At 54.2% G+C, this 25,583-nt stretch carries 28 protein-coding genes and 2 riboswitches; of the genes, 15 read left to right on the forward strand and 13 right to left on the reverse strand.

The window, feature by feature from the left end; genetic code table 11:
• The 3 genes from queE to queC all read right to left on the reverse strand — a co-directional run.
• On the reverse strand, positions 1-674 hold a 674-nt coding region (gene queE, locus IM700_RS19860), incomplete at its 3' end, for a 7-carboxy-7-deazaguanine synthase QueE (protein WP_239484085.1).
• Between the two features lie 127 nt (positions 675-801).
• Positions 802-1,296, reverse strand: coding sequence for a 6-carboxytetrahydropterin synthase QueD (gene queD, locus IM700_RS19865; RefSeq protein WP_193415459.1), 495 nt, complete (start codon positions 1,294-1,296; stop codon positions 802-804).
• Positions 1,293-1,961 carry a 7-cyano-7-deazaguanine synthase QueC gene (queC, locus tag IM700_RS19870; protein WP_193415458.1) on the reverse strand — a complete coding sequence of 223 codons (669 nt, stop codon included), beginning with the start codon at positions 1,959-1,961 and terminating at the stop codon, positions 1,293-1,295. Before queC ends, queD begins: the two co-directional genes overlap by 4 nt.
• A 197-nt stretch (positions 1,962-2,158) precedes the next feature.
• Positions 2,159-2,202, reverse strand: a riboswitch (PreQ1 riboswitch).
• 217 nt (positions 2,203-2,419) lie between these two features.
• Between queC and IM700_RS19875 the strand changes: the two genes are divergently transcribed.
• Together IM700_RS19875 and IM700_RS19880 are read left to right on the forward strand one after the other, a co-directional pair.
• Complete coding sequence (locus IM700_RS19875) at positions 2,420-3,934, forward strand: copper amine oxidase N-terminal domain-containing protein (RefSeq protein WP_193415457.1); 1,515 nt, start codon at positions 2,420-2,422, stop codon at positions 3,932-3,934.
• 158 nt (positions 3,935-4,092) lie between these two features.
• Positions 4,093-5,121, forward strand: coding sequence for an ABC transporter substrate-binding protein (locus IM700_RS19880; RefSeq protein WP_193415456.1), 1,029 nt, complete (start codon positions 4,093-4,095; stop codon positions 5,119-5,121).
• 86 nt (positions 5,122-5,207) lie between these two features.
• Here IM700_RS19880 and IM700_RS19885 read toward each other — a convergent pair whose 3' ends face one another.
• The gene (locus tag IM700_RS19885) at positions 5,208-5,702 is read right to left on the reverse strand and encodes a flavodoxin domain-containing protein (protein WP_167521265.1); all 495 of its coding nucleotides are present in this window, start codon (positions 5,700-5,702) and stop codon (positions 5,208-5,210) included.
• 98 nt (positions 5,703-5,800) lie between these two features.
• Positions 5,801-6,853 (reverse strand): CobW family GTP-binding protein, encoded by a 1,053-nt coding sequence (locus IM700_RS19890; protein WP_193415455.1) that lies wholly within the window; start codon positions 6,851-6,853, stop codon positions 5,801-5,803.
• A 109-nt stretch (positions 6,854-6,962) separates the two neighbouring features.
• Here IM700_RS19890 and IM700_RS19895 point away from each other — a divergent pair, with 109 nt between their 5' ends.
• A complete protein-coding gene (locus tag IM700_RS19895; RefSeq protein WP_193415454.1) occupies positions 6,963-7,370 on the forward strand; it encodes a NusG domain II-containing protein in 408 nt (135 codons plus the stop codon).
• 36 nt (positions 7,371-7,406) lie between these two features.
• Here IM700_RS19895 and IM700_RS19900 read toward each other — a convergent pair whose 3' ends face one another.
• Together IM700_RS19900 and IM700_RS19905 are read right to left on the reverse strand one after the other, a co-directional pair.
• Positions 7,407-8,297, reverse strand: coding sequence for a TIGR03943 family putative permease subunit (locus IM700_RS19900; protein WP_193415453.1), 891 nt, complete (start codon positions 8,295-8,297; stop codon positions 7,407-7,409).
• Between the two features lie 57 nt (positions 8,298-8,354).
• Positions 8,355-9,362, reverse strand: a complete 1,008-nt coding sequence (locus IM700_RS19905; RefSeq protein WP_155607582.1) for a permease — start codon at positions 9,360-9,362, stop codon at positions 8,355-8,357.
• A 228-nt stretch (positions 9,363-9,590) separates the two neighbouring features.
• Here IM700_RS19905 and IM700_RS19910 point away from each other — a divergent pair, with 228 nt between their 5' ends.
• The 5 genes from IM700_RS19910 to IM700_RS19930 all read left to right on the forward strand — a co-directional run bounded on the left by IM700_RS19910 (position 9,591) and on the right by IM700_RS19930 (position 13,714).
• On the forward strand, positions 9,591-10,811 hold the full coding sequence (locus IM700_RS19910) for a GTP-binding protein (RefSeq protein ID WP_193415452.1): 1,221 nt from the start codon (positions 9,591-9,593) through the stop codon (positions 10,809-10,811).
• Between the two features lie 25 nt (positions 10,812-10,836).
• Entirely contained in the window at positions 10,837-10,986 is a 150-nt protein-coding gene (gene rpmG / locus IM700_RS19915) for a 50S ribosomal protein L33 (protein WP_059046469.1), read from the forward strand.
• A 77-nt stretch (positions 10,987-11,063) separates the two neighbouring features.
• Entirely contained in the window at positions 11,064-11,771 is a 708-nt protein-coding gene (locus IM700_RS19920; RefSeq protein ID WP_193415451.1) for a metal ABC transporter ATP-binding protein, read from the forward strand.
• Positions 11,717-12,619, forward strand: coding sequence for a metal ABC transporter permease (locus IM700_RS19925; protein ID WP_193415450.1), 903 nt, complete (start codon positions 11,717-11,719; stop codon positions 12,617-12,619). The genes IM700_RS19920 and IM700_RS19925 overlap by 55 nt, the downstream gene beginning before the upstream one ends.
• Before the next feature lie 15 nt (positions 12,620-12,634).
• Entirely contained in the window at positions 12,635-13,714 is a 1,080-nt protein-coding gene (locus IM700_RS19930) for a metal ABC transporter substrate-binding protein (RefSeq protein ID WP_193415449.1), read from the forward strand.
• Between the two features lie 79 nt (positions 13,715-13,793).
• Here the strand turns inward: IM700_RS19930 and speD are convergent, their stop codons facing one another.
• On the reverse strand, positions 13,794-14,621 hold the full coding sequence (speD, locus tag IM700_RS19935; RefSeq protein ID WP_155607577.1) for an adenosylmethionine decarboxylase: 828 nt from the start codon (positions 14,619-14,621) through the stop codon (positions 13,794-13,796).
• Between the two features lie 71 nt (positions 14,622-14,692).
• Complete coding sequence (locus tag IM700_RS19940; RefSeq protein WP_193415448.1) at positions 14,693-14,998, reverse strand: DUF2087 domain-containing protein; 306 nt, start codon at positions 14,996-14,998, stop codon at positions 14,693-14,695.
• A gap of 193 nt (positions 14,999-15,191) precedes the next feature.
• A riboswitch (Lysine riboswitch) is annotated at positions 15,192-15,374 on the forward strand.
• A gap of 116 nt (positions 15,375-15,490) precedes the next feature.
• On the opposite strand from IM700_RS19940, the gene IM700_RS19945 reads away from it, so the two are divergent.
• From IM700_RS19945 to IM700_RS19955, 3 genes are all read left to right on the forward strand, one after another.
• The gene (locus IM700_RS19945; protein WP_155607575.1) at positions 15,491-16,309 is read left to right on the forward strand and encodes a transporter substrate-binding domain-containing protein; all 819 of its coding nucleotides are present in this window, start codon (positions 15,491-15,493) and stop codon (positions 16,307-16,309) included.
• 77 nt (positions 16,310-16,386) lie between these two features.
• Positions 16,387-17,100 carry an amino acid ABC transporter permease gene (locus tag IM700_RS19950; protein WP_193415447.1) on the forward strand — a complete coding sequence of 238 codons (714 nt, stop codon included), beginning with the start codon at positions 16,387-16,389 and terminating at the stop codon, positions 17,098-17,100.
• Between the two features lie 18 nt (positions 17,101-17,118).
• On the forward strand, positions 17,119-17,862 hold the full coding sequence (locus tag IM700_RS19955; RefSeq protein WP_193415446.1) for an amino acid ABC transporter ATP-binding protein: 744 nt from the start codon (positions 17,119-17,121) through the stop codon (positions 17,860-17,862).
• Positions 17,863-17,928: 66 nt separating this feature from the next.
• Here IM700_RS19955 and IM700_RS19960 read toward each other — a convergent pair whose 3' ends face one another.
• Positions 17,929-18,606, reverse strand: a complete 678-nt coding sequence (locus IM700_RS19960) for a LysM peptidoglycan-binding domain-containing protein (protein ID WP_193415445.1) — start codon at positions 18,604-18,606, stop codon at positions 17,929-17,931.
• A 184-nt stretch (positions 18,607-18,790) separates the two neighbouring features.
• Here IM700_RS19960 and IM700_RS19965 point away from each other — a divergent pair, with 184 nt between their 5' ends.
• Entirely contained in the window at positions 18,791-19,942 is a 1,152-nt protein-coding gene (locus IM700_RS19965; RefSeq protein WP_193415444.1) for an MFS transporter, read from the forward strand.
• 16 nt (positions 19,943-19,958) lie between these two features.
• On the forward strand, positions 19,959-20,522 hold the full coding sequence (locus IM700_RS19970; RefSeq protein ID WP_193415443.1) for a DUF1697 domain-containing protein: 564 nt from the start codon (positions 19,959-19,961) through the stop codon (positions 20,520-20,522).
• A 49-nt stretch (positions 20,523-20,571) separates the two neighbouring features.
• Here the strand turns inward: IM700_RS19970 and IM700_RS19975 are convergent, their stop codons facing one another.
• Entirely contained in the window at positions 20,572-21,102 is a 531-nt protein-coding gene (locus IM700_RS19975) for a CDP-alcohol phosphatidyltransferase family protein (protein WP_193415442.1), read from the reverse strand.
• A gap of 1 nt (position 21,103) precedes the next feature.
• On the reverse strand, positions 21,104-21,787 hold the full coding sequence (locus IM700_RS19980; RefSeq protein ID WP_193415441.1) for a uracil-DNA glycosylase: 684 nt from the start codon (positions 21,785-21,787) through the stop codon (positions 21,104-21,106).
• A gap of 160 nt (positions 21,788-21,947) precedes the next feature.
• Between IM700_RS19980 and IM700_RS19985 the strand changes: the two genes are divergently transcribed.
• Complete coding sequence (locus tag IM700_RS19985) at positions 21,948-22,415, forward strand: MarR family transcriptional regulator (RefSeq protein ID WP_193415440.1); 468 nt, start codon at positions 21,948-21,950, stop codon at positions 22,413-22,415.
• Between the two features lie 170 nt (positions 22,416-22,585).
• Entirely contained in the window at positions 22,586-23,995 is a 1,410-nt protein-coding gene (locus IM700_RS19990; protein ID WP_193415439.1) for an MDR family MFS transporter, read from the forward strand.
• Between the two features lie 44 nt (positions 23,996-24,039).
• Here the strand turns inward: IM700_RS19990 and gndA are convergent, their stop codons facing one another.
• Positions 24,040-25,452, reverse strand: coding sequence for an NADP-dependent phosphogluconate dehydrogenase (gndA, locus tag IM700_RS19995; protein WP_155607565.1), 1,413 nt, complete (start codon positions 25,450-25,452; stop codon positions 24,040-24,042).
• Between the last annotated feature and the right edge of the window lie 131 nt (positions 25,453-25,583).

Below are 25,583 nucleotides of genomic sequence, written 5' to 3' on the forward strand. Positions count from 1 at the left end.
TACACGCCGCGTTTGTTGCCCCAGACGAGGGCGTGCAGCTGCGGCAACACCCGAACGTCGTTCAGGTCCGGCGTGGCGACCACTTTGTCGATCAGCGCCTCATAGCGGTGCAGCAGGTCGGACGCATGTTCCTGGATGTCCATCCGCTTCACGTCCGGGTTGCCGACCTGCACATACATCGGTACAGCTGGATATCGGCTGTGCACTTGCTTCGCATAATCCAGGTCGTCGTCATCAAACACGACGACCTTCAGGCTGACGGCGAGCGGGTGAGGCCGGGCCGACAGCTTGGTGACGATGTCGTCCAACACGCCCCAGTCGGTGTCCATGCCCGAGCTAGGCGGCTTCGGCGACAACGTCACCTGGTCCACCGCGGCCAGCCAGTCCTGCCAGCGCGAGCCTTGGGTTTCGACCGCGACGGCGATGCCTTCGGCGTGGAGCAGCTCGACCAGGCCGGCGAGCTGCGGCAGAAGGGCAGGGTTGCCGCCGGACAAGGTGACGTGGGCGAATCGGTTGCCGCCAATTTCGCGCAGCTCGCCGAGAATCTCGGCCGGGGTCAGGCGGCGGATCATGTCCTTCGCGCTGCCGTCCCAGGTAAAGGCCGAGTCGCACCAAACGCAACGGTAGTCGCAGCCGGCGGTGCGGACGAACATCGTCTTTTGCCCGATGACCATGCCTTCGCCTTGAACGGTGGGGCCGAAGATTTCCAGGACGGGGATCGGTAGCTGGCGGGTATCCTTAGTTTCTTGATCAAACACGGATAACTCCGGTGCAACGAGATGTGCAGAAGCAGAATTCTCTTTACTCATCCCGCATCCACTCCCGTCTTGCTTCGGCGTAGCTGGTCGGCGTCTCGTAGAGGCGGACGAACTCCGTCCGGCCTTCAAGCACCGGATTCCGGTAGGCTTCGGATTGCAACGCCTCCTCCATCTTCTCGAACAGCCATACCACCATATTCTCGGCGGTCGTATTCATCGGCGGCAGTGTTTCATTAATGTAACGGTGGTCCAGGTACCCTTCGATTTCGTTCTTCCAGATCTCCTTGATCGTGCCAAAATCAACGGTCATGCCGATTTCGTCCGGCCGACCGCTGATACCGAACACCACTTTGTAGGTATGGCCGTGCAAGTTTTTGCATTTACCGTCATAAGCATGTAAATGGTGTGCCGCATCAAAAGTGAACTCCTTGCTGACCAGCACCCGGCGGCGGTGGTAACGCAGCTGGTCCCGGCCGATGTCCTGGCCCAGCTTCTGAAGTGCTTCGACGATGCGGAATTCTCCCGGTGTTCGGTTCATTTCATATTCGCCTCCTGGCGCTCCAGCAAGTATTTATCCAGTCCGGCCTTTCTCAGCTTACAGGCCGGGCATTCGCCGCAACCGTCGCCGATGACGCCGTTATAGCAGGTCAACGTCCGTTCGCGGACGAACTCGAAGGCTCCAAGCTCATCGGCCAGTTTCCAGGTCTCCGCCTTATCAATCCACATGAGAGGGGTATGAATCACAAACTCGTAATCCATCGCCAGGTTCAGCGTCACGTTTAGCGATTTGACGAACACGTCGCGGCAATCGGGATATCCGCTGAAGTCTGTCTCGCAGACACCGGTGACGATATGCTTGGCGCCTACGCCCTTAGCCAGCACGGCGGCAAAGCTAAGGAAGAGATGATTGCGGCCGTCCACAAACGTGCTGGGCAACTCGCCTTCCTGGTGCTCGATTGCGATGTCGCTTCGAGTCAAAGCATTTTGAGTTAATTGGCCGAGCAAGCTCATGTCCAGCACGGTGTGCTTGATCCCCAGCTCGGTGGTAATGGATCTCGCGCAGTCGATTTCCAACTTATGGCGTTGGCCATAGTCAAAGGTCACGGCTTCAACCTCGCCGAACTGCTGAATGGCCCAGAACAGGCAGGTGGTGCTGTCTTGACCACCGCTGAACACTACAACCGCTTTTTCATTTTTAAGCATAAAAAACCCTCCGTCTTCTTGAATAGTGAAGCGGGAAAGCGTGGCTTTCCGGCTCATTGGCAGAAGAAAGAGAGTTCTTGAACTGGTCACAAAAAAACAAGCCCGTTCGACCGACAGGGCGTTCCTTAGCGCTGCGCCTCGGTGCGAATAAGCAAACGAGTATGCAGGCACGAAAGAACCCGCCAAATCTAGGCTGGGCACTTATAGTTTTTTATAGAGGGAGTTCTCGAACCTCTCCCATGCGCCCCAATGGGGGAGAGCATGGACTTCTTCTTCAATTCATAAGCGCTTGGGATTAAGGCCCCAGGCACAAAGCCCATTATAGCATATTTTGTTCGTAAAGGAAGAGAAGACAGGCGGTCACATCAACGATTTTTTAACGAAAAGAAGGAATTATTGGTTCACAAACCAGCGGAACTAACCGATAATGGAAGAGATTAACTAAAGGAGGGTATAGCATGCGAAAAATTAAATGGCTGGCCATTCCACTGGCGCTGCTACTGGTAGCGCTAACAGGATGCCAGGCGGTCGGCGGGTTTGACGTGGCCAAAGCGCTGGCAAGCAGCGTGAAGACAACGAGTAGCGAGTCGAAGCAGACGGTTACCGTCGAGGTTATTCCGGCTGCATCGGCAAAGCTGACTGCAGAAGATCAAAAAGCAATTGATCTCATTAATTCATTCTCCCTGAATATCGACAGCGCGAAGGTGCAGGATACCAAACATCTTTCGATGAAAGGCTCTGTCGGATTGAAGGGGGAGAAGATTCCATTCCTCTTCGCCATGGACGATAAGGGCATTGCGCTGCAGGTTGAAGGCGCGAAGCAGCCGTTATACATATCCCAGCAGACGGCCACCATTCCCGGCCTAGCGGATATGAGCTCTATGGAAGCCGGAGCGCAGGAGCTTTCCGTCAAACTGGCGGAATTCGTTCTGAAGCATTTCCCCAATCCTTCGGTCCTGACCGTGAAGCAAACCTCCTCGCAGGTGAACGGGGAAACGCTGAGCTTGACCAACCTTCATGCGGAAGTGCGCGGCGATGAGTTATTCGGGTTGATTAAGCCGTTTCTTGCCAGTGCGGTGAAGGATGAGCAAGGACTTAAGGATTTGATCGCGGGTTACTACGATTTGCTGACGCCGTTCCTTGGTACGCTGGAAGACCTTCCGGAGGATGCGGAACTCACGCCGGAGCTGGCGGAGGAAACGAAGAAGCAAGCCGTGGACGAATTGTACAAGGAGCTTCAGCAAGGGATTGAAGAGCTGCTTGCCTCTTATGACGAAGAGGTAGCCGGTTTGTTCGCCGATACGCCGGAGCTTGCGACCGTGTTCGGGAAAGATACGGTGCTGAAGCTGGATCTTTATTTCGACGGCAAGCTGAACATCCGCAAGCAAACGATGGAATTGAACGTAGCGCTTCCGGCTTCCGAGGATCTTCCGATCTCTGCGATCAAGGTGCGCAGCGACAGTGAAATGTGGAACATCGGCGGGACGGTAACTGCGGATCAAGTGGATACGCGTGAGGGTGTCATCGACGTGATTGAAACAGAACCAACCCCGGGGCAAATATTACGTAACTTTAAGGATGTCGCGCCGCTGTACAAATTGCTCAAAGAAGACTTCCAACTGAGTCATAAACAGGTTGTACTGGATACTCAAAGCGATTACTACGGAGTCATCACGAAGAACGGTACGTCCTTCGTGCCGCTACGCTATTTGTCCGAGCAATTTGACGCTGAAGTGAAATGGACACCGGGCTCCGGCCAACTGGTCGTAATCGATGACCTTACAGGCAAGGAGATCGTCCTGAAGGTCGGCTCGAAACAAGCGACGGTGGACGGCAAGGTTGTTCAGCTCAGCCAGCCCGCTTTTGTGCACAAGGACGGCTCAACCTATGTACCGTTGCGTTTCCTGACGGAAGCGCTTGGAGCAACGGTGAGCTTCGATGCGGACGGTTGGATTACGATCGTAAGAGAGTAAGCAAGTAAGCTGGCAACCGCAACATATACGGGATCTTTCCAAGCCATTTGGGTGATGGCTTGGGAAGATCCTTTATTTTTTGGCGAAAGATTTGATTATTTGACCCAGTCTATGTATAATGATAATCATTATCAATGGAAATTGGGGGAACACTACAAATGAAGGTTTACAAACACCGTTTTCTCACTTTGGCGGCGGTCTTGCTGCTGACGGTCGTCCTCGCGGCCTGCGGCCAAAATGGCGGTAACTCGGCAAATGATGCGACCGCGTCGAACAACGGCGCAACGGGCAATACGCAATCCGGCAACGGAGCGAACGATACCGCTGAAGGACAAGCTGCTACGAAAATCTACAAGGACTTCACCGAGCAAGAGGTAGAAATTCCAACGAATCCAGAGCGGATCGTGTCGGTTACGCACCTGGGTGACCTGCTTGCTCTGGGCGTGAAGCCGATCGGTGCCGGCTCGCTCGCATTGGACAATTCGGTGCTGTTGAGCAAGGAGCTGGAGGGCGTAGAAAACGTCGGAGATATCTCGGTCGAGAAGGTGCTGGAGCTTCAACCTGACCTGATTATTGTGCCGACTTACACGCCGGCCGATATCGTGGAGCAATTAAAAAAAATCGCTCCGGTCGTAACGCTCGCGACAGCGGGCTGGGAAGGCATCGATCCGCTGGAGGAAGTGAAGACGGTCGGCGAGATGCTGGGTCGCGAACAGCAAGCGGAGGAATTCATAACCCGGTACAAGCAAAAAGCCGAAGACGCTAAAGCCAAGCTTAGCGAGGTCATCGGTCCGAACGAAACCGTCGGAACCTATTCGATCTGGGCGAAAAATTTCTGGGTATGGCCGAAAACCCGGGATGCCGGGTATAACCTGTATGAAATGTTTGGTCTAAAGCCACAGGAGAAGATCGAGAAAGAAGTATTCTCGACCACGGGCGCGGACATTTCCTTGGAGGTTGTTCCGGAATATGCCGCGGATCACATGTTCCTGACGGTGTATGAGCCGGACGGCGGGAAGGAACGTGCTGAAGAAGTGATGAATGGACCGGTGTGGAAAAATATCCCTGCGGTTCAAAAAAACCACGTGTATCCGCTGAACTATAAAGAGTTCTGGATGGTGGACGGACTGAATCTGGAGAAACAGCTTGATATTCTCGTGAATCTCGTCGTCAGCCAAAATCAATAATAACAGGTTAATAAAGAGGCCGTTCCCCGCGTCAAACGATGACGTGGAGGAACGGCCTTTTTGCATCTTGCATCGGCGTTATAGTCTTACACTACCTGCCGATTGATCGCCGCTGAGAATTGCTCGACTTCATCCCAGCGGATCGCTGGAAGCGCCCGCCCTTCCTTTCGTGCTGCACGCGAGACCATTCTTGCCACGAACCGGTCGAACAGACTCATTTGTTTGAGGCTGAGTTCGCCGCCGAATCCGGCTTTGACCGTAGCGTGCTCCAGCAGGTCCGCCGGAAAGGAGGCGTCTAGGAAGTCTTCGGTTTTCTCAAAGGTTCCGCAACAGATAAACAAGCCTAACTTCTTTCGCATGAGTTCGGTGGAATGATCGCGGCAAAATTGCCGGCAGGCCTGCTGAAGTTGACCAAAGTAAATCGATCCTCCAACGATGACGCTGTCGAACTCTGTCAGATCGGGGACGGCTTCCTGCCGTAAATTAAGGATTTCCACGGGGTCGTTGATCTTGGTTGCCAAGGTTTTGACGCACTTTTCCGTTGTGCCGTATTTTCCTGCATAAACGATGAGTGTGCTCATCACGTACCCTCCCATTCGACCGATTTCGATATCCTCTCTATTGTATCTGGAAATGTTTAGGTGATGATGCGACATCGGTCATATAGAGGCTGCAACAATCAACGGAGCATTGCCCATTCCTCGGCGATCAATGGCTCGGGAAGACGATAACCGATCAGCACGAGATACAGCGGTCCGTCATAATCCATCGCTTCCCAGTTGAACCGCTTGCCGGAGTATTGCATCAGGTAGGCTGATTTCTTCGGTTGGGAGAAACGCACGTAACCTTTGGCCCGAAGCAGGCCGGGGCTCCACTTCTTGATGAAACGCTCCAGCTTGGATACGGGGATTTGCAACGGTTCGCGGATCGGCAAACTGATGGTGTTGATGCGGCTGTAGGAGGTGGGAGCCTCCCCACCGGACGCTGAAGTGGGAGTAGCCGGTAGGTGCTGGTGCGGCTGGACGATCTGAAACGGGGAACGGCTTCCCCGCGAGGAACTCCCTGCGGCAGCGGTAACCTGCGGTAAGCGGCGCGATACCGGTCGGATCGTCGAGAAGAGGGAGGCGAGTGGGATATTGGCGTTGACGGCGTAATGAACCTGGCCCTCGGCATTATATTTGCGGACCATTTCGGTGACTTTGCCGCTGTGAACCGGCGGGATGAGATCGGTTTTGTTAATGATCAGATCATCGGCGGCGGACAGCTGGCTGCGCAGCGTACGAACGAGTTGTTTGTCCGAAGCGAAGAGACTGTTGTACTCCAAGGCATGTTCAGCATCGACGAGGGTGATGACACGGTGAAGGTACAGCTTGGACAGAAGACCGGGCTCGGCCAACTGTTCGACGATTTCCTCGGGGTTCGCCACCCCGGTGAGCTCCAGCAGCAACAGGTCAGGGTCTTGTTGAAGCAGACCGGTCAGGGCGGCTTGGATTTCGTCTTTTTTGGTGCAGCAGATGCAGCCGTCCAGCATCTTCTCCAACGGAAATCGGGTAGAAGTGGAGCGGGAGATCAGCTCACCGTCAATATCCCTTTTGCCCAACTCGTTCATTAGAACACCAGGCTTAAGCCCACGTGCGGCCGCCTCCTCCAGCAGCTTGATCAGCAGGGTCGTTTTGCCGCTGCCTAGAAATCCGCTGAGGACGACTACCGGTATTTTCATCGCCATATTCATCGGGCAAATTTCTCCTTTCGGAATGGGTCATTGACAAAGAAAAGACTAGTTTTTAAGATATACTTATTCGTAAACATTACGTTTAATGCATAGGACAGGATGGATGAATATGCTTAAAATGAAGCGGGGCGACGTTCTGCTGATCGTGTTTCTGGTATTGTTGGGTTCGGCGTGGCTCCTCCTGCGCCAGGCGTTGGAGAGCCGAGAGACGGTTGATCCGGCCACGCTTCGCGCCGAAATCAAAGTAGACGGCGAATCGTTCCGCAGCGTGCCCCTTGGCGGTGGGGAGGAGACGATCGAGATCCACAGCGAATACGGCCACAATACCTTAAAAGTTTTTGACGGGGGAATCCAAATGGTCTATGCCGATTGTCCGAAAAAAATCTCCATGCAGATGGGCTTCATCTCCCGGCCTGGGGAAACGATCATTTGCGTGCCGAACCGCGTGTACGTGGAGGTGGTTCGCAGCGGTACTCCAAGCCCGGAAGAAAACGGCGTAGATGCTTATGTCCGCTAAACTTTGTCCTCTCCTCCAGGCCTCGTTATCCGCCGGTTATTTTGCCGGTTCCGCCTCCGACAGGTTCTCCCACGCTTTCACCGAATCCTCGCTTGGGTAGACGTAGGGCGTTTGGGGCCTTGGAATTTCCCAAATACGCTCCGCCTTAACGGTAATGATCGCTTTACCCTGGCGAATTTGCGGTTCGATGACTCCTTCTACTTCAAGCCAAGTATCTTTAGCTAATCCTTCGAGCGGTTGATCAGAAGTCACTACGAGGCCAAACGGGGCCGAATCCGCGGTACAGCACAGGACGAGAAACCGCCCGAGGATCAGTTCCCCCGCGTTGCCTTGCCCGTCCTGGCGCCCCGGTTCCTGGTAAACGAATCCGCTCAGCTTGACTTTTTTGCCGCGGAATTCTTCCGCAAACAATTCGATCGCCCCGATCGTTTCGGAGAAGATTTCCGGTTTCACCTCGACGACAGCCTGCGGGTAAAGCCGCTTGGCCAATTCGGCGAATTCAACGTTATAGGGGTCTGGCGCCCGGAAGAGTTCTTCCAGCCGTTCAGAGGCGAGCAGGGGAGAGGTTAGGCTCATCCCTTTTTTGGCTGCAGCCGAGCTGCCGAGGGCCTGATTGGGAAGCAAGGTCCCGAGTAACAGCGGGAGCAGAAATAAGCCGTATACCGTTCCGTTCTTCCATCTGGATACGGAAAGCGGGCGCTCGCAGTCGCAGAGGGCGGAAGACGGCTGGAACAGCGCCTGGTAGGCAAGACATACCGCCATGACGGCGAGCGGAATCGGGCAGAATCGAATCAACGGCTCCATGCGGGGGCCGATATAATAATGCAGGGCTCCCGACCGGGCCAGATGGGCGATGAACAGAGCCAATCCAAGCAGGATCAGCGATCTGGCCAAATAATGCCGGCGAATGAGTCGAGGATAGTTCATGCAGCTAACAACCTCCTTTCAGGTGCGATCAATCGAGATGGGGGTGTGTCTCCAAGGCTACGGATTCAGCCAAAGCGTGCCGGTTAACGCCGCCCCCGTGAACACGAGGGTAAAGATCAGGAAAGAGATGTACAGGACGAATTTCGTGCGGAACACGGAGAGCAGCATCAGCAGGTTTTTGAAATCAAGCATCGGCCCGAATACAAGAAAAGCAAGCAGCGAACCGCCGGAGAAGGTCGGCAAAAAGGCGGAAGCCACGAACGCGTCGGACGTCGAGCAAAGCGACAGCAGGAACGCGAAACCCATCATGAAGAGGTAGCTGCTGACCGGGCCGCCGCCGATATCCGCGAGCTGTTCATGGGCGACGAACGATTGGATGCCTGCGGTCAGAATGCAGCCGATCAGCAAATATTTGCCCATCTCGAACACTTCGTCTGCGGCATGCACGAACACGGCGGCCAGCTTGCCGCCCCCATGCGCGGGGGAATGGGGTTCGCTTCCCGCGTCCGCACCGGCGGACAGGGCATGCTTTAAGGGATTGTCCTTCCAGGTCAGGTAGACGATCGCCCCGATGGCGGCAGCGACGGCGAAGGCCAGTCCCATCCGGGCGTACACCATCTCGGGGTACAGGCGGAAGGCCATGTAGGTCGCTCCGAACACGACCGGATTCAGGATCGGCCCGGACAAAATAAAGACGACAGCGATGTAAACGGGCATTCCTTTCTGAATCATCCGGCGGATAAGGGGAATCATCCCGCATTCGCATACCGGGAAGATCAACCCGAGCAGGCAGGCGAACAGGATGCCTGGAACGGGATGCTTCGGCATGAAGCGGCGCAGCGTGTTCTCGGAGACGAACAGATGCAGCAGCGAGGAGAGCAACGCTCCGACCAGCACGAAAGGCAGGGCCTCCAGGAAGATGCCGAGAAAGTTGATTTTGAACGTTTGCAGCTCGTCGAGCGGGACCTGCCGAATCAAGGACGGGTACATGACCGTCAGGCAGGCGAGCGCGAAAGCGGCCGGCACAAGAATCGGCAGCATCCGGGTGAGAGCATGTTTATGCATGGCAAACTCCTTATGGGCATTTTAGGTAACCAACGCAGTATCATATCTATTATTTTCCATGGTAATTCAGAACCGGGCTAATAGATTAGTCCGGATAGACGCATTTACAGTTGACAAAGCCCAACGAAGGAAGATATAGTATGGATTATTAATCGTAATTATTACGATTAAGCTAAAGATGTGACGGATGAGATGTTCGGCCTTGATCAAGAAAGGGGATGAAACCAATTGAATGAACAACTAACGCGCAAAGTTCCGGTTACGGTGCTATGCGGATATTTGGGTTCGGGCAAAACGACGTTGCTCAACCATGTCCTGAGCAATCGCCAGGGCCTGAAGGTAGCGGTGATCGTGAATGACATGAGCGAGATAAACATCGACGCGGAGTTGATCAGCGCCGGCGGAAGCCTCTCACGCACGGAGGAGAGGCTGGTGGAGTTGTCGAACGGCTGTATCTGCTGCACGCTTCGTGATGATTTGCTGAAAGAGGTTCAGATGCTGGCGGCAGAGGGGCGATTCGATTACATATTGATTGAGTCGACGGGCATCAGCGAACCGGTGCCGATCGCCCAAACGTTTACTTATGCGGATGAGGAGTCGGGAATCGATTTGACGAAGATCGCCAAGCTGGACTGCCTGGTGACGGTGGTGGACGCTTACCGGTTCTGGCATGACTTTTCCTCCGGCGATACACTCCTGGAACGCGGGCAGCAAGCGGGGGAGGGGGATACCCGCGACGTCGTCGATCTGTTGATCGACCAAATCGAGACGTGCGACATCCTGATTCTGAACAAATGCGACCTGGTTGACGAGAAAGAGCTGATCGAGCTGGAAGGAGTTTTGCGCAAGCTGCAGCCTACCGCCAAGCTGATTCGCTCAACCATGGGTCGCGTGGAACCGCAGGAAATCCTGAATACGGGGTTGTTCGATTTCGAACAAGCCAGCCAGTCGGCCGGTTGGATCCAGGAGCTGCAGCAGGAAAGCCATACGCCGGAGACGGAGGAATACGGCATCGGTTCGTTCGTGTACCGGCGGAGACGGCCGTTCCACCCGGAGCGGTTGGCGCGATTTATGAGCGAATGGCCGGAGGAAGTGGTGCGGGCCAAAGGTTTGGCTTGGATCGCGACGGATGCGGACATGGCGGCGAATTTAAGTCAGGCAGGGCCGTCGATCCAATTTGGTCCGGCTGGTTATTGGCTGGCCTCGCTGCCCGATTGGCAGCGGGAGGAGTTCTTTGCCGAAGAGCCCGAATTGCGGCGCAGGTGGGACGAGGCTTGGGGCGACCGGATCAACGAACTGGTGTTTATCGGGATCGAAATGGACCGCTCCGGGATCGAACGGGAGCTCGACGCTTGCCTGTTAAGCGACGAAGAAATGCAGTTGGACTGGGCGGCCTTCCCGAATCCGCTGCCGTGGATTTCGGCGGAAGAATCGGCCGACGCCGGATAAATGCCAAAGACAAGGAGGGGAAGACATGCGAGTAGTGGTTACGCTGGCCTGCACGGAGTGCGGAGATCGCAACTATACGACGACAAAGAATAAGAAGACGCACCCCGAGCGGCTGGAGCTGCGGAAGTATTCACCGCGGCTGCGCAAATATACGATTCATCGGGAGACGCGTTAATAAAGCCTCGAACCGTTGAGGGGCGATTTGTCGTCTTTGTTAATCGTAATAATTACGCTTTAAAGAAGAGAGGTACCATGATTTTATCAACGATGGAAAACGTCGTGTTTGGTTATAGTACAAAGCCGGTGATCGACGGAGTGTCTCTCGAAATCGGGGTTGGCGAGTTTATTGGTATTACCGGGCCGAACGGCGCGGCCAAAACGACGCTGCTTAAGCTGCTGCTCGGTCTACTGAAACCATGGAGCGGGAGCGTGCGAATCAACGAAGAAGCGCTGATCGACGGACGGCTGAACGTGGGTTACGTCCCGCAGCAAGTTGCCGCGTTTAACAGCGGGTTTCCAAGCCGGGTACTGGAGCTGGTGAAGTCGGGGTGTTATCCCCGGCTCGGCCTGTTTCGGCGGTTTGGCGCGGAGGAGCGGCAGCTCGTCGAACGCAGCTTGAAGCAGGTGGGGATGTGGGAGCACCGCCACCGAAGAATTGGGGAACTGTCGGGCGGACAAAAACAGCGCATCTGCATCGCCCGGGCCTTGGCCGGGCAACCCCGGGTGCTGGTTCTGGACGAACCGACGACGGGCATGGACCGGCAAAGTCGGCAAGGATTTTATCGGCTGCTGCGGCATATGGCGGACCAGCATGGCCTGACGGTCATCATGGTAACTCACGGCCCGGAGGAGGCGGAGGCGTATCTGGACCGCCTGATTTCCCTGGAGCAACAGGAAAGTGAGGAATGGCAATGTTTGACTACGCATTCATGCAGCGTGCGTTTTGGGCAGGCGCTTTGATCGGAAGCATCGCTCCGGTGATCGGCGTCTACCTGATGCTGCGGCGCCAGGCGCTGCTGGCCGATACGTTGTCCCACGTCTCGCTGGCCGGCGTGGCCCTGGGAGCCGTGCTGGGGTGGAACCCGGCCGTCGCGGGCTTCGCCGCCGCCATCCTTGGCGGACTGCTGATCGAGCAGTTGCGCCAGAGCTACCGGGCATACAGCGAGATGCCAGTCGCCATCGTCATGACCTCGGGCTTGGCGCTCGCCGTCGTGCTGATGAGCTTGCGTAGCAGCCTGAGCCAAAGCTTCAGCGCGTACTTGTTCGGCTCAATCGTAGCGGTGAGCGACACCCAACTGGCGTTGATGGCCGGCGTTGCCTTGGTTGGTGCCGCGTATTTCGCCGTGCTGCGGAGACCGCTGTACAGTCTGACCTTTGACGAAGAAACCGCCCGAATCGGCGGGGTTTCGGTGAAGTGGCTGTCGTTCTCCTTCGCGGTGTTTACCGGGATGGCAGTGGCGGCGGCGATCCCGGTCGTCGGCGTGCTGCTGGTGTCCTCGCTGATCGTCCTGCCGGCATCGCTTGCGCTGCGGCTGGCCCGCGGGTTTGCCGCAGCGATTGCTATTTCGGTCGCCGCGGGCCTGACGGGGATTTTCAGCGGGTTAACCGCTTCATATTACCTGGATATGCCGCCCGGCGGGACGATCGCGTTGATTTTGCTGCTGATTCTATTGATCGGCATCGCGGGGCAGAAGGTCCGAGGCCGGGTCGTCCGAAGGAGCGGCCGTAGCGCGAAGCGGACTGCGCGGGACACAGAGGAAAGTATGACGTTGCCGTCCAAGGACGGCGAGAGATTAACGATGGAATAAGGGAGAGAGATGAGGATGAATTTGCGAATTGCGAAACGGGCCGCCGCCGCGGTCGGCCTGAGCTTGGTGCTGACGATCGCCGGTTGCGGCGGGGGCGGACAACAGGCCGGTGGAAATGCGGCTAATTCAACGAATTCCGCAGGGAATGCGGCAGGCAGCGGAGGAACGGTAAACGGGGAACATCCATTACGGATCCAAACGAGCTTTTACCCGATCTACGAATTTACGAAACAAGTCGCCGGCGATTTTGCGACGGTCGAACTGCTGGTACCCGGTGGCATGGAACCTCATGACTGGGAGCCTAGCCCCCAGGATATCCGGAAGCTGGCCGAATCCGATCTGCTGATCGTGAACGGGGCCGGGATGGAAAGTTGGCTGGAACAGGTAGAGGCATCGTCCGCCAGCGGCAAGCCGGAAATCGTAGAAGCCAGCGAGGGGATCACCTTGATGGAAGGCGGAGAAGAGGAGGAGCACGGGCAGGAAGAGGAACAGGCCGACGGAGATGAGCATGCCGCGGAGTCCGAGGCCGACTCAGGGGAAGCAGCTCACAATCACGACCACGACCACGACGGGCTGGATCCTCATGTTTGGTTGTCTCCGGCGTTAGCGGTCCAGGAGGTCCGTCGCATCGAGGCTGCCTTGGCTCAGGCGGACCCCGAGCATGCTGCCGACTACAAGCAAAACGCGGACGCTTACGCCGACCAGCTCGAACAGCTGAATCAAGAGTTTGTCGAGGGATTGGCGAACGCCAAACGTAAGGACTTTATCACGCAGCATGCCGCATTTGGTTACTTGGCCCGGGAGTATGGGCTGACCCAGGTGCCGATTGCCGGCTTGGCCCCTGATCAGGAGCCGTCGGCAGAGCAGATGACGGAGATCGTGAAGTTCGCCAAGGAGCATCAAGTGAAGACGATTTTCTTCGAGACGCTGGTCTCTTCCAAAGTAGCCGAAACGATTGCCCGGGAAATCGGGGCGAAGACGGCCGTGCTTAACCCGATCGAAGGGCTAACGGCCGAAGACGAGACGGCTGGGGAAGACTATCTGTCGCTGATGCGCCAGAATCTCGATGCCTTGAAGGCGGCGTTAAACGAGTAAAGTAACAATACTCCCGAGATTCGCTATGAAATCACAAAGCAGCCCCAGCCGAATTGCGGCGAGGGCTGCTTTACTTCTTTTAGCTGTCCTCCAGGGATCCGGAGGCGATATTTTTGCCATAGAAGATTTCATCCATCTCGGTCACGAGCATCGCGGTAATCGTCTTCTGCTCCTCGGGGGTCAGCTCGTCCTTTGTATACCCGAACAAATAGTTGTTGAGGTCAAACTGCTTCAGCTTGCACTTCGTATGGAAAATATGCTCCGGGTACACATTGACGTCGATCATCTGATATTGCTCGATTACTTCGTCGGGAATGTAGTTCTGGATCGAACTGATGTCATGGTCGATGAACAGCTTGTGGCCGTTGATGTCCCGGGTAAATCCGCGAACCCGGTAATCGATCGTCATAATGTCCGCTTCGAAGGAGTGGATCAAGTAATTCAGCGCCTTTAACGGCGAGATCTCCCCGCAGGTCGACACGTCGATGTCGGCACGGAACGTGCTGATGCTTTCGTTCGGATCGTATTCGGGGTACGTGTGCACGGTGATATGGCTTTTGTCGAGCTGCATTACGACGGAGTCCGGCAGCGGCCCGGGCGATTCGTCAAACGACTCGGTGGGCACCTCCACTACGGGGCCTTCGGAAATCAACATGGTCACGCTGGCTCCCTGCGGAACGTAATCCTGGTTCGCGATATTCAAAATATGAGCGCCGATAATTTCGGAAACGGTGCTGAGGATTTTCGTCAGGCGGTCGGAATTGTACTGGTCGTCGATATAGGCGATATAAGCTTCGCGTTCCTCTTTGGTCCGGGTGTAACAAACATCGTACATATTGAAGCTTAACGTTTTGGTCAGATTGTTGAACTCATGCAGCTGAATGCGCTGCTCCGGCGTCAACTTCATCAGGGAATCCCCCTTAGCATAGGTATACCCTATTGGTTATTCCCTTTTCTTCTAGAAAAAAAACGTCATGCCTAAGACAGCGCATCCCATCTGGACCATTGCTCCGGCGGGTTCAAGGTATAGACCTCCAGCTCCCGGCTCATGAACCGGTGGATGATCCATTCGCGGCGAATCGTGGCGTAATCCTCGTCAAATTGCTGGATGTACGCATTAATTTCAGGTTCGGTGTAGTTTCGTCCGTGCTCGAGACCAGAAACCAAATGCTCCAGAACGATTAATTTCTTCTTGAGCTGGGCTGGCAGGTTCTTGAGTCTCCCTGAATTTGTGAAAAAGTTGCGGAGGACGTTCTCCGGCAAAGGTGAGCGTGGGGTGGTCATATTGGTACCTCCTCATGAATTATGAATTAGCCGTAAATCTAATTAGATGATTGTTTAATTAGATGATAAACGATGATCCCTTGACTGTCAAACAAGCGCTCCTTTCCTATGATTCCCACCCTATGTTAGTTTGACAGAATAGAGTTGATATTGTATCCTACAAACACAATTGAATCAGACCTCACGTTCTTCATGGTGAGGTAGAGGCGCGATATTTAACAGTTTTCGGAGGAGCTTGAGCAAGCGAAGAAGCCGGGAAGAAGGAAATGTCGCCGAAGCGGGATACAGGCTCACTGTATGCTGCTGGGTCTGCAGTTAAGAACTGCAGGACTGTCTTGGTAGATTACCCGATCTATCAAGTTGCGCTATCTCGTCGAGGGGAGAAGTGGGTGTCAGGACGGAAATGAACCCATCAAACGGCCTCGGAGTATACCCGAAGCCGTTTTTTTGTTTCTGTTATTCATCTATTATTTGTATGGAGAGTGAAGAAAAATGAGAAAAACTTGGTCTTTATCCATCCTGATGCTGCTGTCGGCAATGCTTGTCCTGGCGGGCTGCAACTCTGGCAGCAAAGACGACAATACGTTTAAAGTAGGGCTTGAAGCGGGTTATGCCCCGTTTAACTGGACGCAAAACGGTGAGGCCAACGGCGGGGTTCCGATTGACGGCAGCGCGGAATACGCAGGCGGCTACGACGTGGAAATCGCCAAGAAAATCGCGGACGGCCTCGGCAAGAAGCTGGTCATCGTGAAGACGGAATGGAATGGTCTGGTTCCGGCGCTGACGTCCGGCAAGATCGACGCCATTATCGCGGGGATGTCTCCGACGGCGGAACGCAAGGAATCGATAGATTTCTCGGATAACTACTATAAATCGAACCTCGTTATGGTGGTGAAGAAAGGGGGCTCCTATGAGGGAGCTACCTCGATCCAGGATTTCAGCGGCGCGAAAATCACGGCTCAGTTGAATACATTCCATTACTCGGTTATCGACCAAATTAACGGAGTCAATAAGCAACCGGCCATGGACGATTTCCCGGCGATGCGCGTCGCCCTGGAATCGGGGGCCATTGACGGTTACGTCTCGGAGCTTCCGGAAGGCGTCAGCGCCGCGGCAGCTAACGAGAATTTCGCTTATGTTGAATTCACGGAAGGCTTCACCACCTCGGATGATGACACTGCTATCGCCGTTGGATTGGAGAAAGGCAGCGACCTGACGGAGAAAATTAATGAGATCCTGGCTGGCATCTCCGAAGACGAGCGGGCCGCAATCATGAACGACGCCATCAAGAATCAACCTGCAGCGAACTAAATAAAGCACGGTGATCATAAAGCCGGCTGCAGCGGGACTGCAGTCGGTTTTATGGTGATCTTGCGGGAGGAAACAAAATGACTTACGAGTGGATTATTCGAATCGTCTCCGACAACTGGCCCATGTTCCTGCGCGGAGCGGCGGTAACTTTATATATCTCATTGATCGGCACGATGGTCGGCGCGGCGATCGGCCTCCTGGCCGGCGTGATCCGCACGGTTCCGCTGCCGGAGCGCGGCTTCAAACGGCTGCTGTTCAAGATCGTAAACGGTTTGCTCACCGTGTACATCGAATGCTTCCGGGGCACGCCGATGATCGTCCAGGCCATGGCGATTTTCTACGGGTCGTCCCTGCTGTTCAACTATGATATGGACCGGACGTTCGCGGCGATTTTTATCGTCTCGATCAATACGGGGGCCTATATGGCCGAAATCGTCCGGGGCGGCGTTTATTCGGTAGACAAAGGGCAGTTCGAAGCCGCTCATGCGATCGGGATGACCCATTGGCAGACGATGCGGAACGTGGTGCTGCCGCAGGTCATCCGCCATATTTTGCCGGCAACGGGCAATCAGTTTATCATCAACATCAAAGATACCTCGGTTTTAAACGTCATTTCCGTATCGGAACTGTTCTTTATGACCAAATCGATCGCCGGCAACAACTTCCGGTTCTTCGAATCGTTTTTTGTTGCAAGTATTTTGTATTTGGTCATGACGTTGACCGTAACGAAGATATTACAGCGTATCGAGAAAAGGCTGGACGGCCCCGAAAGCTATACGCTGCAGCGCTAGCAGAAAGCAGGAGTGAAGATGGAAAAGGTCATCGAAATTCGGCATTTGAGCAAATTTTTCGGCGCTAACGAGGTGCTCAAAGATATCAATCTGTCGGTCAGTAAAGGGGAGGTCGTCAGCATCATCGGCTCCTCCGGCTCCGGCAAGTCGACGCTGCTCCGGTGCATTAATCTGCTGGAGAAGCCCAGCGGCGGGGAGATTATTTACAACGGCAACAACATCCTCGATGATGCGCATAAGGTCTCGTCGTACCGCCGGCATTTAGGAATGGTCTTTCAGCAGTTCAACCTGTTCAACAATCATGATGCGCTCAGCAACTGCGTCGTGGGACAAGTTAAGGTGCTGAAGCGCTCCAAGGAAGAGGCGACCGAGACCGCGATGAAATATTTGCTGAACGTGGGGATGGAGCAATACATTCATGCGAAGCCAAAGCAGCTCTCCGGCGGGCAAAAGCAGCGGGTGGCCATCGCCCGCGCTTTATCCATGGACCCGGACGTGCTGCTGTTCGACGAGCCGACCTCGGCGCTGGATCCCGAGATGGTGGGCGAGGTGCTCAAGGTCATGAAGGAATTGGCTTATTCGGGGCTCACCATGATCGTCGTGACCCATGAGATGGAATTCGCCAGAGAGGTGTCGGACCGCGTCGTGTTTATGGATCAAGGCGTTATTGCCGAAGAGGGGACGCCGGAACAAATCTTCAATGATCCGAAACAGGAGCGAACGAGAGAGTTCTTGAAGCGGACGTTAAATCGAGAAGGATAAATATACGGGAAAGGCGGAACCTGGATGAATATTTGGGCTCCGCCTTTTTTCCCTGATTTCTCTACCTCAGGCTTGGGGTGTCTGTTCCCTATAATTGAAGGAATGCCACACCCCAAAATTATCTTTGACGGTGATCGTGCGTCTCCCGCCCATGGAGGCATCCTGGTAGTAAGGGTAACGCCGTCCGGCGGTGAAGTGACCGCGGAAAGCGCCGGCAAACGTCACCGGCACGACCTCGAACCGAATTTCGCGGGGGGTCACACTAGTGACACGGGTTGTCTGTGTGGACGATCCATAGTTGCTTTCATGGGTTTGCTGTACGTTGTTATCCGCTTTTAGCATATTAATGTCGCTTTGCATTGCGGTGATCGTTTCCCGCAGGCCGGTCACGTCGGGAGCGCCGCCAAACTGCGGGATGCAGAGCCGTTGTCCCACCCGTAGCGAGTTCGGGTCTACTCCCGGGTTCGCTTCCAGGATACTGGCGACGCTGACGCCGTAATCTTGAGCGATCTGATACAACGTATCGCCGCGCTCAATGATCCGGGAGACATGATTCGGCGGGCAGGAGGGAATGCAGATGACCTGGCCGATTTGCAGGTTGTTTGGGTCAAGTCCAGGATTCGCGGTAAGGATACGCATCACGCTGGATTCCAGTCGAAAGGCAATCAAGTTCAGCGTGTCTCCGGGCTGAACGGTATAAGGATAGTGCTCTGCGGGGCATTGCCGGTAATTATAATTAAACAATGGAACGTTCCCCTTTCGTGTAGGCGGTTTTCCTATACCGTATGCGGCGCCTGGGCGTCGGTTACCGGAATCTCCGTTTTGGACGAGCCTAGGTTTAGGACTTAGGGTTAGTGTATAGTAAAATGGAGTGCCGCTAACTCAAGGTGCGGCTCTTCCGCCATAGAAGGGAATGGATGAAAGTCTCATGTTCAAGCTACGTTTATTCAATTTCAGTTATTTTTCACTGTTCGCGATCTTTCTGTCCTTCCTTCCGGTGTATCTGTCCAATCTCGGACTTCCCGAGACGGAGATCGGACTGATGATCGGGACGGGCGGGTTCATCGGGTTATTCTCCCAGCCGTTTTGGGGCGTGGTCAGCGACCGGAAAAAATCGATCACCCAGATCCTACTGCTGACGCTGGCGATCTCGGCCGTCGTCGGTTTTGTGTTGTTTCGGGCGGTTTCTCCCTGGGCGCTCGTTCCCTTGGTCGGGTTGATGTATTTCTTCTTTATGCCAACCGACTCGCTGGTGGAAAGCTTGAACTTTCAATCCGCGTTAAGACGGAAGGTGAACTATGGTTCGATTAAGATGTTCGGAGCGCTCGGGTATGCGACGGCTTCGTTTGCCATCGGTCAATTGACGGATTGGACGGGTCCATCCGGCTTTGCCTGGGTATTTCTCGGATACGGCGTGACCACCTGGCTCATCGGATTTACGCTGGAGGATGTGGAGGCAAGCACGAAACCATTGAAACTTGGCGAGCTCAAAGCTTTTTTGGGACAACGATCGACGGTATCCTTCCTGTTGCTGATCTTCCTACTAGCGCTGCCGCATCGCATCAACGACACGTATATCGGGATTTATATCCGGGATTTGGGCGGGAGTTTTTCGCTTGTCGGAACAACCTGGTTTGTCATGACGATGGTGGAGTTTTTAGGTTTCGCCGTGGTTCACCGGTTTCTTAAACGGGGAAACGAGTTGAAGCTGATTGCTTTGGCAGGCGTGTTTTACGTGCTGCGCTTCGGGTTGACTGCCATCGCGGATCAGGCAGGGATGATTGTTTTGCTGCAGCTGCTTCAAGGGGTGACCTTCGTGTTTTTTTATACCGCGGCAATGCAGCAATTGTATTCGATCGTGCCGGAGGCCTGGCGTGCTACGGGGCAGACGATTTTGGCGATTGTGTTCTTTGGGATTTCGGGGATTGTCGCTTCGTTTGCGGGCGGGTTCGTTTTTGACCATTGGGGAGGCCGTGCCCTTTATTGGATTATGACCGGACTGTCGCTAACCGGCTGTCTGTATAGTTTTATACTGATGAGAGGAGGGCACCGAGAGGCGTCCGCACTTCAAGACCAATAAATAGGAGGCGATGATCATGACCATCCATATCGCGCTGCTGCGGGGCATTAACGTCGGCGGCAAAAATATCATCAAAATGGCGGAGCTCAAGCGTTCACTAACCGAACAGGGGTTTAGCAAGGTACAGACCTATATCCAAAGCGGCAATATCCTGTTTGCTTCGGAAGAAGAAGGGGCGCTGGGCTTGCGGATGGAGGAAGTGATCCGCCGGGATTTTGGCCTGGATATCCCGGTCGTGCTTCGCACGGCGTCAGAATTGCGAGCGACGGCGGAAGGTTGTCCGTTCACGCCAGAAGAGATCGCTGCGGCGGAAGCGGCATCGACAGGGGAGTGCCTGTATGTTGCCTTTTTGCGGAGCGAGCCGACCGCCGAAGCGCTGAAGCGCTTTGCGGCCTATGCCAACGAACAGGAGCTGTTTCGCACATCGGGCAGGGAGGTTTACTTGTTGTTTAAAGAAAGCGTTCGGAATTCCAAGCTGGCGGCGAACCTGCAGAAATTGGATGCCTATGCTACGGTGCGCAACTGGAAAACGGTGGGCAAGCTGCTCTCCCTGGCCGAAGGCATGGAAACGCTGAATTAACTGCGCGATATCCGTCAATCTGGCTTTGCTTGCCCGTAGCCGTCCCCGCTCAAAACCAGCTTTTGCGGTTTAGGTCAAGCTCCCTCGAGGTCAGGTGAATCAGCAGTTCTTCCGTGGCGCTCGCCGCGGAGACGATGCACAAAACGATAAGAATCCACGGATGGTTGCCCTTCGCGAGCATGAGCCAAGGGGCGGCGAAAACGAGCAACCCGGTGATTTTATTGCCCCAGGTATGGATCATCGCAACGGTGCGAAATTTACAGACCGCATAACCTGCGGATGCCACTCGAATGGCAATGGCACCGGCGAGATACGGCCATACGAACCTCATTCCTTCTCCCGCCCACCGGATGAGCGCGAAGGTCACCACCCCGAACATCAGCAGGTCCGCCATTGAATCCAGCTTGGCCCCTATGGAGCTGGCCGTATTCGTTCGGCGCGCAATCCTTCCGTCCAGCACATCGGTAATCCCGGCAATCGTATAGATGATGATAAATACCGTGGGTTGGTTCAGTACGAAGATCATGATACAAGACAGGACCATGCGGCTTAGGGTCAGGCCATTGGCCAAATGCTTCATCTTAGCCCTCCGCTAGATCGGGAAGCTGCCAATCGATTTCAGCCCATCCTTTGGAGCGTAAAAATTGATTCGCCCGCGAAAAGGGCTTGCTGCCCAAGAATCCCCGATGGGCGGACAACGGACTGGGGTGTGGCGACTTGATCAAATGATGCTCACGGTTGGTGATCAGCGCCGCTTTTTTCTGCGCATGGCTGCCCCAAAGTAGAAATACGATCGGTTCCCGCTTCTGGTTCAGCGTTTCGATCACCTTGTCGGTGAACACCTCCCAGCCCATGCCCTTGTGGGAATTGGGGAAATCGGCCTGCACGGTCAGTACCGTGTTGAGCAACAACACGCCCTGCTTTGCCCATGGAACCAGATATCCATTGTTGGGAATACGGCAACCCAAATCGTCCCGCAGCTCCTTGAACATATTCTGCAGGGATGGTGGGGCTTTGATACCCGGCTTCACGGAGAAGCTGAGCCCATGAGCCTGTCCGGGTCCGTGATAAGGGTCCTGGCCGAGGATCACTACCTTGGTGTCGGCGAAGGAGGTATAATGCAATGCGTTGAAAATATCATACAAATCGGGATAAATCGTTTTGGTGCGATATTCGTTCGCCAGAAACTGGCGCAGCTGCGAATAATACGGTTTCTCGAATTCGGGCTCCAGAAACGGGGCCCAATCGTTTTGAAGAATCGTCAAGCGGAAATCACCTCAGGTCTAGTTTGCTAAAGTAGGCTTCGACATCGGTCGACCGAGTTCCTTCTTTCGGATGTGGAACCGATGGGGGTTAATCTATTGGAACATCCAGCAGAAATTCACTATAATAGGGGTAATGCATCAACGGGCGGGAGGATTGGCGATGAGTAAGCAGGAGCAGGTCATCCTGGATTTCAGAAACGTATTCAACAAGATGGTCTGGCTTAATAAGATGAAGATGGAAGACCGTCTGAAAGGGGTTAAGCCTTCAGAAGTCCATTGTATTGAATCGATTGGAAAGCATGCGGATCCTAACGTAACCCGAATTGCCGATTCTCTTTATATGACGAAAGGTGCGATTACGAAGCTCACGAAGAAGCTCATGGAGAAGGGCCTGATCGAAAGCTACCAGAAGCCGGACAACAAGAAAGAGATCTACTTTAAACTGACCGAGCAGGGTCAAGAGATTTATGACATTCACGAGGAGCTGCATAAGGAGTTTCAAGAGCGGGATCAATCTGTATTTGAGCAGGTCACCGAGGAACAATATGATCAAATGCTAATTTTTATGGAACAGTATAGTCGGCATTTGGATGCGGAGATCAAGAAGCAAGGGATCGATCTGAAATAAATGAGTTGGAATCAAAAGGTGCTAGTACATGGCAAATCACAGGCAGCCCATTCTTTTTGAAGGGCTGTCTTTTTTGTTTCGACTATTTGGTTGACAAGGAAACCATACTTGCGTTACTATTTTGTTGAAAAGGAAACAAAATACACGTTGACTTCTGAAAGGAGAATCCCATGGAGAAAGCAAAAGCTAAAGAAAGAGAGCTGCCTAGAGAAATCCTGATAGCGGCCTGGGCGATTGCGCTTGGCGCCATTGCCCCTATGCTGGACTCGACGATGGTGAATATTGCAATCGACATCCTCACCAAGGATTTTCATACGACATTGGATATCATTCAATGGGCCATTACAGGTTATGTGCTGGCTCTTGCGATGGCGGTCCCGGTGTCCGGTTGGCTAATGAACCATTTTAATGGAAAGAAGATCTTTATCGGAGCAGTTGCTGCGTTTGGCATCATATCCGTTCTAGTGGGCCTAAGCTGGAATATCTCCAGTTTCATTTTTTTTCGCTTACTGCAAGGATTTAGCGCCGGGATCATTACTACACTGATGTTCACGCTTCTGGTTAAAACCGCGGGTCCGAATTATTTGGGGAGAGTGATGGCCATCGTCAGCACGCCGATGATCTTTGGTCCGATTTTGGGTCCCGTCATCGGAGGCTTTATCGTTCAGGGCGCATCATGGCAGTGGATTTTCTTCATTAATGTATTGGTTGTTCTCATTGCCGCACCGCTGATGATCAGACGGATCCCGGACTTTGAACCGTTCAACAAAGAGAGTAAGCTGGATGGATTTGGGATCGTTTGTTTGTCTCTGATGAGTGCGGCTTTCATTTATGGAATTACGAAAGCAGCGGAACATGCTTCGTTTCATAATCACGAAACCTTGATTTGGGTGGGCATCGGCCTTGCCTTAGCTGTCATGTACCTCGCCTATAACCGATTTAGAAGGAATCAAACCGTACTTCCGCTAAACTTGTTTACGCATCGAAATTATCTGGCATCCAGCGTCGGATTATTTTTGGCGAATATGGCCATCATGGGGCCGATGTTGATCTTGCCCTTGTTCTTCCAAAACTTCCGACACTTCACGGCGATTGAAGCGGCGCTTGCGTTAATTCCCCAAGGCGTCGGAATGCTTGTGACCCGGCCTTTGATCGGTAAAATGATCGATCGGATCGGCGCGAAATACGTGGTCATGGTCAGCCTGGTTCTTTCGCTGATCGGGTCCATTCCGCTGATTTTCATCACCGATCGAACCAGCATGGTTTGGATATCCCTCGTCCTATTTATTCGGGGGACCAGCGTTGGGGGGATTAATCTCCCGTTGACGAGTGACGCGTATACGGGACTGGACGATCATCAGCTCCCGGAAGCAGGCGTTGGGATCAACATCATTGAGAACTTGGGCGCAAGTTTTGGTTCCGCCGTGATCGCGACTGTGGTTGCGACGGTGGTCCAAGGGGTACAGCCAACCATCGCAAATGGTTTGAAAGGATACCACGCAGGATTTCTCGTTTCAGCTCTCATCCTCATCCTTATCTTTATCCCGGGCTTATTCCTCACCCATAAAAGAAACGCATAAAGAAGCCGCGAGATGAATCCTCGCGGCTTCTTATTGTTTCAATATTATTTATCGAACCATTGAAAATGGAACGTTCCTTCCTGGTCAACGCGTTCGAACGTATGAGCGCCGAAGTAGTCGCGCTGCGCTTGCAGCAGATTGGCCGGCAACCGCTCGGAACGATAGCTGTCGTAGTACGCCAGGGCGGAGGAGAAGGCCGGTACCGGAATGCCGCGGGTGACGGCGGTGGCAATAACTTGTCTCCAGGCGTCTTGATAGTTCTCCACAACATCCTTGAAGTAATCGTCCAGCAGCAGGTTTCTAAGCTCCGGATCGCGATCATAAGCGTTCTTGATGTTCTGCAGGAAGCGGGCGCGGATGATGCAGCCGCCGCGGAAGATCATGGCGATGGCGCCATAGTTCAAGTCCCAGCCATATTCCTCGGAAGCCAGTCGCATCTGCGCGAAGCCTTGGGCGTACGACGCGATTTTGCTGGCGTACAACGCCTTGCGAACGGCTTCGATGAACGCTTGTTTGTCGCCGGTGTACGGCGTGGCGGCTGGACCGCTCAGTCGTTTACTCGCAGCAACGCGTTCCGCCTTCATCGCGGAGATGAAGCGTGCGAACACCGACTCGGTGATGATGGACAGCGGCACGCCGAGATCAAGGGCGCTTTGGCTGGTCCATTTGCCGGTGCCTTTCTGGCCGGCGGCATCGAGAATGACGTCCACCATCGGTTGGCCGGTGGCGGGATCTTTTTTGCCGAAGATGTCGGCGGTGATTTCGATCAGGTAGCTGTCCAGCTCGCCGTTATTCCACTCGGTGAATATATCATGCAGTTCGTCCACGCCAAGTCCGAGCACGTCCTTCAACAGTTGGTAGGCTTCGCCAATCAATTGCATATCGCCATATTCGATCCCGTTATGAACCATCTTCACGTAGTGGCCAGCACCGTCCGGACCGATGTAGGTGGAGCAGGGATCGCCGTTTACTTTGGCCGAAATGGCCGTCAGAATCGGCTCAACCAGCTCGTAAGCGTCGCGTTGCCCGCCGGGCATGATCGCCGGTCCCTTCAGCGCGCCTTCTTCGCCGCCGGACACGCCGGCGCCGATATAGCGGATGCCTTGGGACTCCAGCAATTTATTTCTGCGCTGCGTATCCGGGAAGTGCGCGTTCCCGCCGTCGATCAAAATGTCGCCCTTTTCGAGATAAGGGACGAGCTGGTTAATCGTGTCGTCGGTTGGTTTGCCGGCTTTCACCATAATCAAAATTTTACGGGGCGTTTCGAGCGCTTGTACGAATTCCTCAATGTTGTAGGTGCCGACGAAATTTTTACCCGGCGCTTCCTCCAGCAGCTCTTTGGTTTTCTCAGAAGAGCGGTTGTACAAGGCAACGGAGAAGCCGTTGCTTTCGATATTTAAGGCGAGGTTCTTGCCCATGACGGCCAGGCCGACGACGCCAATTTGTTGTTTCTTCATTCGAATTTTCCTCCAAACCTATCCGCGAATATTTTCTTACTATATAAAATTAAAATGCGAGTTCAAAAGGCAGTTTTTCAGCACCGAGAAGGTTGGAAGAAGCTAGGGACCGAGGAGCGGAGCGTAGGTAG

This window comes from Paenibacillus rhizolycopersici (genome assembly GCF_014947195.2).
Lineage (GTDB): Bacteria > Bacillota > Bacilli > Paenibacillales > Paenibacillaceae > Fontibacillus > Fontibacillus rhizolycopersici.

Coding starts and splice junctions, on each gene's coding strand:
- IM700_RS19975 (WP_193415442.1), bottom strand. CDS start 21,102: ATGAAGCATTTGGCCAATGGCCTGACCCTAAGCCGCATGGTCCTGTCT.
- gndA (WP_155607565.1), bottom strand. CDS start 25,452: ATGAAGAAACAACAAATTGGCGTCGTCGGCCTGGCCGTCATGGGCAAG.
- IM700_RS19985 (WP_193415440.1), top strand. CDS start 21,948: ATGAGTAAGCAGGAGCAGGTCATCCTGGATTTCAGAAACGTATTCAAC.
- IM700_RS19990 (WP_193415439.1), top strand. CDS start 22,586: ATGGAGAAAGCAAAAGCTAAAGAAAGAGAGCTGCCTAGAGAAATCCTG.
- rpmG (WP_059046469.1), top strand. CDS start 10,837: ATGCGAGTAGTGGTTACGCTGGCCTGCACGGAGTGCGGAGATCGCAAC.
- IM700_RS19875 (WP_193415457.1), top strand. CDS start 2,420: ATGCGAAAAATTAAATGGCTGGCCATTCCACTGGCGCTGCTACTGGTA.
- IM700_RS19900 (WP_193415453.1), bottom strand. CDS start 8,297: ATGAACTATCCTCGACTCATTCGCCGGCATTATTTGGCCAGATCGCTG.
- IM700_RS19890 (WP_193415455.1), bottom strand. CDS start 6,853: ATGAATATGGCGATGAAAATACCGGTAGTCGTCCTCAGCGGATTTCTA.
- IM700_RS19885 (WP_167521265.1), bottom strand. CDS start 5,702: ATGAGCACACTCATCGTTTATGCAGGAAAATACGGCACAACGGAAAAG.
- IM700_RS19905 (WP_155607582.1), bottom strand. CDS start 9,362: ATGCATAAACATGCTCTCACCCGGATGCTGCCGATTCTTGTGCCGGCC.
- IM700_RS19965 (WP_193415444.1), top strand. CDS start 18,791: ATGTTCAAGCTACGTTTATTCAATTTCAGTTATTTTTCACTGTTCGCG.
- IM700_RS19940 (WP_193415448.1), bottom strand. CDS start 14,998: ATGACCACCCCACGCTCACCTTTGCCGGAGAACGTCCTCCGCAACTTT.
- IM700_RS19930 (WP_193415449.1), top strand. CDS start 12,635: ATGAATTTGCGAATTGCGAAACGGGCCGCCGCCGCGGTCGGCCTGAGC.
- IM700_RS19920 (WP_193415451.1), top strand. CDS start 11,064: ATGATTTTATCAACGATGGAAAACGTCGTGTTTGGTTATAGTACAAAG.
- queD (WP_193415459.1), bottom strand. CDS start 1,296: ATGAACCGAACACCGGGAGAATTCCGCATCGTCGAAGCACTTCAGAAG.
- IM700_RS19945 (WP_155607575.1), top strand. CDS start 15,491: ATGAGAAAAACTTGGTCTTTATCCATCCTGATGCTGCTGTCGGCAATG.
- IM700_RS19970 (WP_193415443.1), top strand. CDS start 19,959: ATGACCATCCATATCGCGCTGCTGCGGGGCATTAACGTCGGCGGCAAA.
- IM700_RS19925 (WP_193415450.1), top strand. CDS start 11,717: ATGGCAATGTTTGACTACGCATTCATGCAGCGTGCGTTTTGGGCAGGC.
- IM700_RS19950 (WP_193415447.1), top strand. CDS start 16,387: ATGACTTACGAGTGGATTATTCGAATCGTCTCCGACAACTGGCCCATG.
- IM700_RS19880 (WP_193415456.1), top strand. CDS start 4,093: ATGAAGGTTTACAAACACCGTTTTCTCACTTTGGCGGCGGTCTTGCTG.
- queC (WP_193415458.1), bottom strand. CDS start 1,961: ATGCTTAAAAATGAAAAAGCGGTTGTAGTGTTCAGCGGTGGTCAAGAC.
- IM700_RS19955 (WP_193415446.1), top strand. CDS start 17,119: ATGGAAAAGGTCATCGAAATTCGGCATTTGAGCAAATTTTTCGGCGCT.
- speD (WP_155607577.1), bottom strand. CDS start 14,621: ATGAAGTTGACGCCGGAGCAGCGCATTCAGCTGCATGAGTTCAACAAT.
- IM700_RS19895 (WP_193415454.1), top strand. CDS start 6,963: ATGCTTAAAATGAAGCGGGGCGACGTTCTGCTGATCGTGTTTCTGGTA.